General features: G+C 60.2%; 11 protein-coding genes. 7 read left to right on the forward strand and 4 right to left on the reverse strand.

The window, feature by feature from the left end:
* Positions 1-9: 9 nt before the first annotated feature.
* Both AB6Q56_RS02880 and queG read right to left on the reverse strand, forming a co-directional pair.
* Positions 10-1,560: a diguanylate cyclase domain-containing protein gene (locus AB6Q56_RS02880; protein ID WP_434515688.1), complete on the reverse strand. Its 1,551-nt coding sequence runs from the start codon at positions 1,558-1,560 to the stop codon at positions 10-12.
* A gap of 88 nt (positions 1,561-1,648) precedes the next feature.
* Positions 1,649-2,698, reverse strand: a complete 1,050-nt coding sequence (gene queG / locus AB6Q56_RS02885; protein WP_434515689.1) for a tRNA epoxyqueuosine(34) reductase QueG — start codon at positions 2,696-2,698, stop codon at positions 1,649-1,651.
* Between queG and tsaE the strand changes: the two genes are divergently transcribed.
* On the forward strand, positions 2,693-3,187 hold the full coding sequence (gene tsaE, locus AB6Q56_RS02890) for a tRNA (adenosine(37)-N6)-threonylcarbamoyltransferase complex ATPase subunit type 1 TsaE (RefSeq protein WP_434515690.1): 495 nt from the start codon (positions 2,693-2,695) through the stop codon (positions 3,185-3,187). The two genes, queG and tsaE, sit on opposite strands and share 6 nt — an antisense overlap.
* Entirely contained in the window at positions 3,142-4,485 is a 1,344-nt protein-coding gene (locus AB6Q56_RS02895) for an N-acetylmuramoyl-L-alanine amidase (protein WP_434515691.1), read from the forward strand. Before tsaE ends, AB6Q56_RS02895 begins: the two co-directional genes overlap by 46 nt.
* 18 nt (positions 4,486-4,503) lie before the next feature.
* On the opposite strand, the gene AB6Q56_RS02900 is transcribed toward AB6Q56_RS02895, so the two are convergent.
* Positions 4,504-5,541, reverse strand: coding sequence for a GGDEF domain-containing protein (locus tag AB6Q56_RS02900; protein ID WP_434515692.1), 1,038 nt, complete (start codon positions 5,539-5,541; stop codon positions 4,504-4,506).
* Between the two features lie 161 nt (positions 5,542-5,702).
* On the opposite strand from AB6Q56_RS02900, the gene AB6Q56_RS02905 reads away from it, so the two are divergent.
* From AB6Q56_RS02905 to ispH, 5 genes are read left to right on the forward strand one after another with little or no spacing between them, the layout of a single operon-like run.
* Positions 5,703-6,626: a bifunctional riboflavin kinase/FAD synthetase gene (locus AB6Q56_RS02905; protein WP_434515693.1), complete on the forward strand. Its 924-nt coding sequence runs from the start codon at positions 5,703-5,705 to the stop codon at positions 6,624-6,626.
* Between the two features lie 9 nt (positions 6,627-6,635).
* Positions 6,636-9,434 carry an isoleucine--tRNA ligase gene (ileS, locus tag AB6Q56_RS02910; RefSeq protein WP_434515694.1) on the forward strand — a complete coding sequence of 933 codons (2,799 nt, stop codon included), beginning with the start codon at positions 6,636-6,638 and terminating at the stop codon, positions 9,432-9,434.
* Positions 9,358-9,906: a signal peptidase II gene (gene lspA / locus AB6Q56_RS02915; protein ID WP_434515695.1), complete on the forward strand. Its 549-nt coding sequence runs from the start codon at positions 9,358-9,360 to the stop codon at positions 9,904-9,906. The genes ileS and lspA overlap by 77 nt, the downstream gene beginning before the upstream one ends.
* Positions 9,903-10,334, forward strand: coding sequence for an FKBP-type peptidyl-prolyl cis-trans isomerase (locus AB6Q56_RS02920; RefSeq protein WP_434515696.1), 432 nt, complete (start codon positions 9,903-9,905; stop codon positions 10,332-10,334). The genes lspA and AB6Q56_RS02920 overlap by 4 nt, the downstream gene beginning before the upstream one ends.
* Entirely contained in the window at positions 10,334-11,269 is a 936-nt protein-coding gene (gene ispH, locus AB6Q56_RS02925) for a 4-hydroxy-3-methylbut-2-enyl diphosphate reductase (protein WP_434515697.1), read from the forward strand. The genes AB6Q56_RS02920 and ispH overlap by 1 nt, the downstream gene beginning before the upstream one ends.
* Here ispH and AB6Q56_RS02930 read toward each other — a convergent pair.
* A complete protein-coding gene (locus AB6Q56_RS02930; RefSeq protein WP_434515698.1) occupies positions 11,223-11,768 on the reverse strand; it encodes an energy transducer TonB in 546 nt (181 codons plus the stop codon). The two genes, ispH and AB6Q56_RS02930, sit on opposite strands and share 47 nt — an antisense overlap.
* Positions 11,769-11,877: the final 109 nt, after the last annotated feature.

Raw genomic sequence — 11,877 nt, forward strand, 5'->3', positions numbered from 1 at the left:
GCCGGTCGTTCAGCCGGCCGCCGCCACGGCGTTTCGGCCGCCTGCTTTGGCCTGGTACATGGCCTGATCGGCGGCCTTGCGTATGGCGTCGAGCGTTTGGCCCTGCGCCGGATAGAGGGCAACACCGATACTGCAGGTCAGTGTCAGGTGGCCGGCGCTGGTCGCCACAGGTGCCGCAATCGCCGCCCTCAGTTTTTCGCCCACGGCCTGGGCATCCTGCAGGTTCAGCGTGTTCGCCAGGAGGATGACGAATTCATCGCCGCCATGGCGGGCGACGGTATCGCAGGCACGAATTTCGTGGGTCATACGCCGTGCCGCTTCGATCAGGACTTCATCCCCCACTTCGTGTCCGTGCCGGTCGTTGATTTCCTTGAAGTGATCGAGATCGAGCAGGAGCAAGGAGAAGGCGTTGCCATTCCGGAGGTGTTGCTGGACCGACTGCTCGAAGCGGTCGCTGAACAGAAAGCGGTTGGGTAGGCCGGTGAGCAGATCGTGCGTGGCCAGATAGGCCGAGCGCTCGTGTTCGCGTTCTCCATGTTCCAGTGTCTTGAGGTGGCGAAGGATCAGCGTGGGAACGGTTACCAGCGCGCAGGCGAGCAGGGCAAAGATGAGGATCGTTTCCCCGCTCAGCAGTTCGCCCCAGAGCAGTTGTTGCTCGAAGCGCATGAGCGTCGGCTGCGAAGCGTTGTCGATACTTAGTTGACGGCTAAGGCGGGGGAGGAATGCCCGGTTCGGCCATTCCGATGCTTCGGCGGACAGGGTGAACAAGGTGCTTGGGTCGTGATTGGCGGAGAGCAGCGCCGCCGAGTATTCGAAACCAGGCTGTTTCGCACCGAGAGGGCTGCTTGGCAGCAGCGACTCGGCCTTGATCAGCAGCAAGGCCGTCATGGTGGTGCCGAAAATGTTCAGTCCACGGGTGCTGTCACGTCGTTCGCTACGATCCACCTCCCGGAGCAGTATGTAGGCGGTGCCACCTTCATACATCTGAAATAGCGGGGAGGCCACGGGGCGGGTGTTCTTTTGCGCGAGCGCCAGTGAATGCGCCAGATAGTCCACGGTTTCCAGGCGCACGCCATAGATGCTCTCGGCTTCCGGCAGGGCCGGATACATGAAGAGAATCGGCCAGGTGAATTTTTGTGTGCTCGGGCCGGCCAGCGTGCGCTGGGTGAGCCAGGGGAAATCCTTGATCGTGAAACCCGGCAACCATTCCCTGCGCAAGGTGGCCTGTAGCTCGGCTTGTTCCGAAAGCGGCACCTGGCGCGCCACTTCAAGCATGTAGATATGCGGATAAGCGGCGGTGACCGAAGCGGCGTAGCGTGTTGCCGAGGCGATGTCATTGCGTTCCACGGCCTGGAGGAATGCGGCGAAGCCGGCGAGCACGGCTTCATTCATGTCCAGCTTGTTCCTGACCTCGCTGGCCAGATGTTGAATCTGATTATCGAAATCCCGTTCACGCCGTCCGATCTCGGCGGAAAGCAGGAGATGGGCGGCAAATGCGACAACCCCGAGCCAGAGGCCCATTGTGGCGATCAGGGTATGGCGATGGTGAAAGGAAAGCATGAAGGTCGTATCCGGATGACCGGATGATTCACTGCTTCCTGAAATCTGTAAATATCACCAAAGTGATAAAAATGTATGATATCTGGTTTTATTGGGCGTCGAGTCGTTGGCGTGCCCAGATAGCGTGCTCGCGCACGAGGGGCGATTGGTGGTCGCACAAATCGCGCAGCGCCGCCATGGCATCGGGCGTTGCGGGGCCATTGCCGAGTGCGACGGCGATGTTGCGCAGCCAGCGCGAGTGCCCAATGCGACGTATGGGGTTTCCAGCCAAGCGGTCGTTGAACTGTTGCTCCGTCCAGCGTGACAGCTGGATCAGGCTGGCCGAATCCAGCCCGTGGCGCGGGGCAAACTCGCGGTCGCCGATCTGCGCGAACCGGTTCCAGGGGCAGCATAGCTGGCAGTCGTCGCAGCCGTAGATGCGATTGCCCATCTGTGGGCGGAATTCCTCGGGAATCGGGCCGTCCAGTTCGATGCTCAGGTAGGAAATGCAACGGCGGGCATCCACCTTGTAGGGAGCGACAATGGCACGCGTCGGGCAGGCGTCGATGCAGGCGGTGCATGTCCCGCAATGGGCTTCGATCGGTGCGTCCGGTGGCAGGGGAAGATCTGCGTAGATTTCGCCGAGAAAGCGCCAGGAACCGTGCTGCGAGAGCAGCAGTGTATGTTTTCCCCGCCAGCCGAGACCCGCCTGGCGGGCGAATTCGACTTCCATGACTGGCGCTGAGTCGGAGAAGACGCGGTAGCCGAAGGGCCCAACCAGTGCACTGACTTGGTCGGCGAGTTTCTGTAGCCGGCCGCGGATCACCTTGTGGTAGTCGCGGCCCTGCGCGTAGCGCGAAATGGCCGCCTGATCCGGCCGGTCGACGATGTTGGCGTGGGGCAGGTAGTCGAGGGCGGCGCTGATGACGGTGATCGTGCCCGGTTGAAGGAGTTCGGGGCGGGCGCGCAATTCGGCATGGCGGGCCATATAATCCATGTCGCCATGGCATCCCTCGGCCAGCCAGGCGCGCAGCCCGGCCACCGCTTCGCCGGGGTCGGCCCTGGCCACGCCGATGGCTGCAAAGCCCAGTTGTCGTCCTGCGTCGCGGATTTGTTCCTTGAGCGCCGCGTAATCCACCGTGGAGTCCTGATCGTGCATAACCCCGATGTTACCGCTGTTTTCGAATTGCCCGACGAGGCGGCAACCCAGGCTGTTGGCGAAAAGCTGGCTCCCGCGCTGAAACCGGGCATGGTCGTCTTCCTCGAAGGTGACCTGGGTGTGGGCAAGACGACCTTGTCGCGAGCGCTGATTCAGGCACTTGGTCACGCCGGGCCGGTCAAAAGTCCGACCTATTCATTGGTTGAAGTTTACGTAATTTCGAGCTTATACTTATATCACTTTGATTTTTATCGTTTCGAGTCACCCGAGGAGTTTCTCGATGCGGGCTTTGATGAATACTTTAATGACGCTGCGCTCTGCCTGGTCGAGTGGCCGGAGCGCGCTCAAGGCTGCCTTCCGCCGGCAGACCTGCGGTTGCGCCTTTATCATGCGGGTGTCGGGCGTGTCCTCGAAGCCGTGGCAGATTCACCGGAAGGGCAAGCATGTCTAGACGCGCTCATCCCAGCCATGGGCGCCGCCAACTCCTGAAATATGCCGGCGCCTCGCTGCTCGTCTCCGTGACGCCGCTAGCCGGCGCCGCAGCGAAGCTGCCGTCCGTGTTGGCTGTCCGCGTCTGGCCGGCAGCCGATTACACCCGCGTCACGCTGGAGCATGACGCACCGCTCAAATTCACGCATTTCACGGTCGAGAATCCGGATCGCCTGGTCGTCGACATCGAAGGTGTCGAGTTCAACAGTGTTCTCGATAGCCTGGCGCGCAAGGTGGCGACCGATGACCCCAACATCAAGTTGCTGCGTGCCGGTCGCTTCAAGCCGGGCGTTGTTCGCCTAGTCATGGAGTTGAAGGGCAAGGTCAATCCGCAGGTGTTCACATTGGCACCGGTTGGCGAGTACGGTCATCGGCTGGTGCTTGATGTCTATCCGGTTAATCCGCCGGATCCGATGATGGCCTTGCTCGAAGGTCGTAAGGAGGCTGTTGAGCCCTTCAAGGGCGGACAGGATTTTCAGGTTGCCGACGAGGCGCGACCCGATGATATGGCTGGCAGGAAATCGGACAAGCCTCCGGTCGAAGCCCCCGAGGTGCAGACCGCCAAGAAGTCCGGCAAACCCGTCGTCGATCGCCTGGTGACCATCATGCTTGACCCCGGGCATGGCGGCGAGGACCCCGGTGCCATTGGCAGGGCGGGAACCTATGAAAAAAACGTCACGCTCGAGGTGGCCCGCCGTCTGAAGGCCCGCATCGATGCCGAGCCGAACATGCGTGCCGTGCTGACCCGCGATTCTGATTTCTTCGTTCCCTTGCAGATGCGTGTACAAAAGGCCCGCCGCGTGCGCGCCGACCTTTTCCTGTCCATACATGCCGATGCCTGGATCAAGCCGGATGCCCGCGGGTCATCGGTCTTCGTGCTCTCCGAAAAAGGTGCTTCGAGCACGCAGGCCCGCCTCCTGGCGCAAAAGGAAAACGATGCCGACCTGATTGGTGGCGTGAATCTCGGTAGCAAGGATCTCTTCCTGGCGCGTACGCTGCTCGATTTGTCGCAGACGGCGACCATCAACGATAGCCTTAAGCTGGGCAAGTACCTGCTGGGCGAATTGGGTTCGATCAATACCTTGCACAAGGCCCATGTCGAGCAGGCGGGGTTTGCCGTGCTCAAGGCGCCCGATATTCCGTCGGCACTCATCGAAACGGCCTTTATCTCCAATCCGGAAGAAGAGGCGCGCCTCAACGACGATGCTTATCAGGAAAAGCTGGCGGGGGCGATGGTGCGCGGCATTCGCCAGTACTTCATCAAGCATCCGCCCGGACCGAAGGCCAAGCTGACGTAGGCAAGCCCTGGCGGGGGCTTAGAACAACTCGACCTCGCCCTTGGCGATTTCCTTGGCTGAAAGATCGCCCGCTGCGATCAATCGTTCGTAGCAGGCCACCTGATTCCGGCCATTGTGCTTGGCGAAGTAGAGGGCCTCGTCGGCGCGGTCTATGGCATCGGTTGGGGTGTCGTGCGCTTGCAGGGCGCTGAATCCGATGCTGATCGTGATCTTGCCGACACGACTGAAAGACTGGTGTTCGACGGTGCTCCTGAAGCGCTGCAGCGCCGACATGGCGTCCTGCTCGGTCATTGGCTGCAGCAATGCCACGAACTCCTCACCGCCAAAACGGAACAGCTGATCGTCGAAGCGGAATGACTGGCGCATGACCTGTGCCAGCATGATCAGCACTTCATCGCCAATCAGATGTCCGAAGGTGTCATTGACGAGCTTGAAGTGGTCGATGTCGCAGACTGCCAGCCAGTGCGGGTTGTTGTCGGAGCCGCGGCGTCGGCTTTCATGGGTGTCGTTTTGCGGATCGATGGACGCCTTGCCGAGGAGTTCGAAAAGGTGCTTGTCGAATGTCTTGCGGTTGGCCAGCCCGGTCAGCGTGTCGGTTTCGCCGTAGTCGAGCAGGCCGATGTGGTTGCCGAAATACTCGACCAGCCCCATCAGGGTCACGCGTTCGTCGGCCGAGAAGTTGTCGGAGAGCACAAGGTCGATGAGATAGATCGGCTCATTGTGATCCATGATCGGGAAGACGACCCGATGGGAACCATCGTCGAGGTAATCCAGCACGGCCGATTTTTCCTTGCGGCAACGGGCGAGGATGGGGTCGCGCTCGAGTGGCTGGCAGAATTTCCTGTCCGGCACATAGGCGTTGCGCAGCCGTTTTCCATCCGGGCCATGGCTGGCACAGGCAAAGACCATCAGCTTTCGGGTGCCGGGGTAGCAGCGATAAATGGTCAGTCGCTGCGGGTGAAACAGTGCCTTCAGCGCGTCCACCATTGATGAATTGATCTCCGTGCGATCCCGGCGCGACGAAATCTGGATGACATGGCTGATCAATTCAAGCATGACGTGGGGCGGAAAGCAGAGTGTTCAATTTGCCGATTATAGCGAAATGCGGGGTGTCGACTGCCTGGCTTGCGTCAATGCTGTGCGGGGCGAGGCCGACCGGGGTGCCCCGAGGGGGTTACAGACCGTTATAATTCAACGTTTTTCCCATCAAGCAATCCATGCGCGTCTTTCGCGGCCATTCACGTCCTGTCCCTGCTCCCGTTGTGCTCGCCATCGGCAATTTCGACGGCGTTCACCTGGGACACAGCGCCTTGGTCGCTCGCTTGGCGGACTACGCGCGCGAACATCGGCTGGTCCCGATGGTGCTTACCTTCGAGCCGCATCCCCGGGAGTTTTTTACACCGGAGTCCGCACCGGCACGTTTGACCACGGTTCGTGAGAAGCTGGAGCTCCTGGCCGAATGCGGTGCCAGCCAGGCGATGGTGTGCCCGTTTAATGCTCGGTTCGCCGCCCTCTCGGCCGAGGAGTTCGTCGAGCAGGTGCTGGTGCAAGGATGCCAGGTCAGGCATTTGATCATCGGCGATGACTTCCGTTTCGGTCGTGGCCGCAGCGGCGACTATGCTTACCTTCAGCAGGCCGGCGCCCGCTTCGGTTTTAGCGTCGAAGCCATGGGCAGCGTTACGCTCGATGGCGAGCGCGTCTCCAGTTCAGGCGTACGCCGCGCGTTGGCGGCGGGTGACATGGAGCATGCCGCGCGTTTGCTTGGTCGCCCCTACATCATCGACGGTCAAGTGCTACACGGCCAGAAGCTGGGCAGGCAACTCGGTTTCGCCACGGCCAATCTGCGTATCAAGCACAATCCCTTGCCGATGGCCGGTGTGTTTGCCGTTGAGGTCAGCGGCCTTGGCGATCGGCCCCTGCCGGGCGTCGCCAACCTCGGTATCCGCCCCACCGTTGGCGGAACGATCCGGCCGCTGCTGGAGGTTCATCTTTTCGATTTTGATCGCGACATCTACGGTGCGCATATTTCGGTGCGTTTCGTACATAAGCTGCGCGACGAGCAACGCTTTCCCAATTTCGACGCCCTCAAGGCGCAGATCGCGGCCGACGCCGCGGCAGCGCGGGCATTTTTCAAGCTGTGAGCACGCACAATGGCTGACTACAAAGACACGCTGAATCTCCCCGATACCCCGTTCCCGATGCGCGGCGACTTGCCCAAGCGCGAGCCGCAATGGGTCGCCCAGTGGCAGCAGAAGAAGCTCTACCAGCGTATTCGCGAGATCAGCGCAGGGCGCCCCCGTTTTGTGCTGCACGACGGCCCACCGTACGCCAACGGCGACATTCACATCGGCCATGCGGTCAACAAGGTGCTCAAGGACATCATCGTCCGTTCGAAGACCTTGAGCGGTTTCGATGCGCCTTATGTGCCGGGGTGGGACTGCCACGGCCTGCCCATCGAGCATCAGATCGAGAAACTGCACGGCAAGAACATCCCGGCCGATCAGGTGCGCGAGTTGTGCCGCGCCTATGCCGCCGAACAGGTCGAGCGCCAGAAGAAGGACTTCATCCGCCTCGGTGTGCTGGGTGAATGGGACAATCCTTACCTGACCATGAATTTCAAGGCGGAAGCCGACGAAATCCGCGCCCTTGGAAAAATCCTGGAGCAGGGCTACTTGTACCAGGGCCTGAAGCCGGTCAACTGGTGTCTGGACTGCGGTTCGGCACTGGCCGAGGCCGAGGTCGAGTACGAGGACAAGAATTCGCCGGCCATCGATGTCGCCTTTGAGGTTCATGAAAACCATGCGGCCAAGCTGGCCGCCGCTTTTGGTCTGACGCATCTGCGCGGCCCGGCCTTCGCCGTGATCTGGACGACAACGCCTTGGACGCTGCCGGCCAACGAGGCGGTCAGCGTGCATCCGGAACTGACCTATGACCTGATCGAAACGGAGAAGGGCGCCCTGATCCTTGTCCGCGAACTCGCCGATGCGGCGCTCAAGCGCTACGGGCTGGAAGGCACGGTGGCGGGTTCCTGCACCGGCGACAAGCTGGATCAGATGCTGTTGAAGCACCCGTTCCAGAGCCGCGACGTGGCCATCATCTGCGGCACGCACGTGACGACCGAGGCGGGTACCGGCTTGGTGCATACGGCACCGGCACACGGTGTGGACGACTACAACATCGGCAAGAAATACGGTTTGCCGGTTAACAACCCGGTCGGTAACGACGGCAAGTTCATCTCCACCGTCCCCGCGCTGTCGACCGGCGAACTGGCCGGAAAAACCGTCTGGGAAGCCAATCCGCTCGTCCTTGGCGAATTGGAGGCGCGTGGCCGCCTGCTCAAGCAGGAACGCATCCAGCACAGCTATCCGCACTGCTGGCGCCACAAGACGCCGATCATCTTCCGCGCCACGACCCAATGGTTCATCGGCATGGAAAACCGCAAGGACGAGAGCGAACCGACCTTGCGCTGGATCGCCGAGCGCGCTGTCGATGAAACCCAGTTCTTCCCGGCCTGGGGCCGCGCCCGTCTGGAAGGCATGATGAAGACTCGCCCCGACTGGTGCGTATCGCGCCAGCGCAACTGGGGCGTGCCGATTCCCTTCTTCCTGCACAAGGATACCGGCCACCCGCACCCGCGTACGGCCGAGTTGGTCGAATTGGTTGCACAGCGCGTCGAGAAGGCCGGCATTGAGGCTTGGTTCAGTCTCGATGCCGCCGAACTGCTCGGTGAAGAGGCTGGCCAGTACGTCAAGATGAAGGACACGCTGGATGTCTGGTTCGATTCCGGCACCACGCACTGGCATGTGCTACGTGGCTCGCACGCCGCCGTGTCGACACATCCGGCCGATCTGTATCTCGAAGGCTCCGACCAACATCGCGGCTGGTTCCAGTCCTCGCTGCTCTCCGGTTGCGCCATCGACGGCCGTGCCCCGTACAAGGCCCTGCTGACGCACGGTTTCGTCGTCGATGGCAAGGGCCACAAGATGTCCAAGTCCAAGGGCAACGTGATCGCGCCGCAGCAGGTGTCCGACAAGATGGGCGCCGACATCCTGCGCCTGTGGACGGCCTCGACCGACTATTCCGGCGAATTGAGCATTTCCGACGAAATCCTCAAGCGCGTTGTCGAAGGCTACCGCCGCATCCGCAATACCCTGCGCTTCCTGCTTGCCAACGTTTCCGATTTCGACGCCGCCGCCGACATGCTGCCGGTCGGGCAATGGCTGGAGATCGACCGCTACGCGCTGGCCCTGACCCGCGAACTGCAGGACAGCTGCCGTGCCGACTACGACAAGTACGAATTCCACCGTGTCGTTCAGGCACTGCAAACCTTTTGTTCAGAGGATCTTGGCGGCTTCTACCTCGACATCCTGAAGGACCGCCTATACACCACGGCGCCGAAGTCGGTTGCCCGCCGTTCGGCGCAATCCGCCTTGTGGCATGTCACGCAGGCTTTCGTGCGTCTGCTGGCGCCGATTACATCCTTCACCGCCGAAGAGGTATGGGCCGTGCTGACCGGCAAGGAAGATGATTCGGTGATGTTCCAGCTCTGGCACGACTTGCCGGCGGTGGAGGGCGAGGGCGACCTGCTCGCCAAGTGGAGCCTGATCCGCGCCGCGCGTGCCGATGTGACCAAGGCGCTGGAAGCCCAGCGCGAAGCCGGAAAAATCGGTTCGGCCCTGCAGGCGGCGGTCGCCGTCCATTGTGCCGGCGAGAAGTTCGAGGCACTGGCTTCGCTCGGCGACGACCTTAAGTTTGTCTTCATCGTGTCGGCCGCCACCGCGATCCGCGACGATGTCGAGCAGGTCATGGCCACGCCGCTGGAGCATGCCAAGTGCGAACGCTGCTGGCATGTGCGCGACGATGTGGGGGCCGATGCCGGACATCCTGGGCTGTGCGGCCGCTGTGTCAGCAACCTGCACGGCGAGGGTGAGGCGCGTACCCGTGCCTAGAACGGCCAAGGGGTGGTATGGGCTGGCGGCGATTGTTGTTATTCTCGACCAGTTCAGTAAATGGGTGGTGCTTGGTCATCTCCAGTACGGTGAAACCATCTATGTGGCACCGTTCTGGAACTGGGTGCTGACCTTCAATCCGGGTGCCGCCTTCAGTTTTCTGGCCGACCAGCCGGGCTGGCAGCGCTGGTTCTTCAGCGTTCTGGCGTTGGGCGTTTCCGGCTGGATCGCGTTGGAACTCAAGCGCCATCCCGAGCAGAAACTGATGGCACTGGCCCTCACGCTGGTCATGGGCGGTGCATTGGGCAATGTGATCGACCGCATTCGTTTCGGTGCCGTCGTTGATTTCGTTCAGTGGCATGCTGCCGGTTACTACTGGCCGGCCTTCAATGTTGCCGATTCAGCGATCACGCTCGGCGCGGTCCTCATGGTCTGGGCTTCGCTTTTCGTCAAAGAAAGAGATTCGCAATGAGCACAGTTGTTCGCTCCGACAGCTATCTGACCCTTCACTACCGCATTACCGCGCAGGATGGCGAAGAGTTCCTGTCTACCTTCGACATGAGCCCGGCTACTCTGCAGATGGGGAGCGGGCAGTTGGCCGAGAACCTTGAAAGGGTCCTGATCGGCCTGCCGGCGATGGAGCAATACGTATTCGAATTGCCCCCGGACGAGGCTTTCGGACAACACAACGCCCGCTTGGTCGAGCGTATCGCCCGTAGCGGCCTGCCACCGGAAATGGAACTCAAGGAGAATTCCGTCGTCGAATTTACCGCGCCGAACGGCGGCACCTTTGCCGGCTTCCTGCGCGAACTGGACGCCACGCACGCGCTCTTCGACTTCAATCACCCGATGGCCGGCAAGACGATCCGCTTCGAAGTGAAAATCATCGGAATCATGTAATGGAAATCATCCTTGCCAACCCTCGCGGCTTCTGCGCCGGCGTCGAACGTGCCATCGCGATCGTCGAGCGCGCCCTGGAGAAATTCGGGGCGCCGATCTATGTGCGCCACGAAGTCGTGCACAACAAGTTTGTCTGCGACGACCTGCGGGCCAAGGGAGCGGTTTTCGTCGAGGAACTGGATGAAGTACCCGCCGGCAGCACGGTCATCTTTAGCGCTCACGGCGTTTCCAAGGCCGTCCGTGCCGATGCGGAAGCCCGTGGCCTGAAGGTCTTCGATGCCACCTGCCCACTGGTGACCAAGGTTCACGTCGAAGTCGGCAAGATGCGCAACCAGACCCGCGAAGTCGTCATGATCGGCCACAAGGGGCATCCCGAGGTCGAAGGCACGATGGGACAGAGCGACAGTGGGATGTATCTGGTGGAAACGGCTGAGGATGTTCAACGACTGGTCATACAGCACCCGGATTCACTGTCTTTCGTAACGCAGACCACCTTGTCGGTTGACGATGCAACACAGGTAATCGATGCGCTGAAGGCACGATTCCCAGATATTCAGGGGCCGAAGAAGGACGATATTTGCTATGCCACGCAAAACCGGCAGGATGCCGTGAAGGCTTTGGCTCAACAAACTGAATTAGTTTTGGTTGTTGGTTCTAGCAACAGCTCAAACTCTAACCGCCTGAGGGAGGTTGCCGATAATTTGGGAACTCGTGCATTTCTGGTCGATAAAGCAGACGACATTCTGCCCGAATGGCTCGATGGGGTGGGGGTTATTGGATTGACGGCAGGAGCCTCAGCACCAGAATTACTTGTGGATGAAGTTGTTGCCCGTTTGCAAGTTTTGGGAGCTGATCGTGTCGCTCAGCTGGATGGAGTGACGGAAGGCATTAGTTTTCCTTTGCCAAGGGAACTACAGGATCTAATTGCGGGCTGATTTCCTCTTCGGCTCCTTCAAACAATACTTCCAGCCAAAGTTGGCTTCCAACGGGCTGACCACTCATCATGCCCGGCTTGAATTGGATATTTAAGAAAGCCTGCTTTGCGGCATCTACAAATACTGTCGGCAATTCGGTAGGGAGTGTTTCCACCCAATCTACACGCCCATTTGAGTTGATTAGTAACTGTATGACAATTTTCCCACTTATATATTGCTCTGAAGTTTCGGGGTAGGATGGTCTTGGATGACTCAGTGCCAATGGGCGTTGATCTAGTTCGGCCAGCCGATAATAGGTGGTAGGCCGCTCGCTGGAAATTGAGGAAGGTAGGTGGGTGGGGGGCGGCTTAGGGAATGTTTTCCTGTTACGATTCTTGATTTCCGGACGCAAGCGAGCAAACGACGAGAACGAGTCGTAATCTAAAGATTGCGCTATCAATGGCGAAAGTTGTGCGCTTAATCTGCGGTGTGAGTTGGAGGGCGGGGAGGCTTGCGCCATATTCGCAATACCCGTGTTCCAGAAAAATATTGCGAGTACATGAAACCCCAATGAAATCAGGATGTATGTGGAAAGCGGGCGCCTTGTAAGAGGGCCTCGTCTGAGTACG

Source organism: Dechloromonas sp. ARDL1, from assembly GCF_051122455.1.
In the GTDB taxonomy this organism is placed as follows: Bacteria; Pseudomonadota; Gammaproteobacteria; order Burkholderiales; family Rhodocyclaceae; genus Azonexus.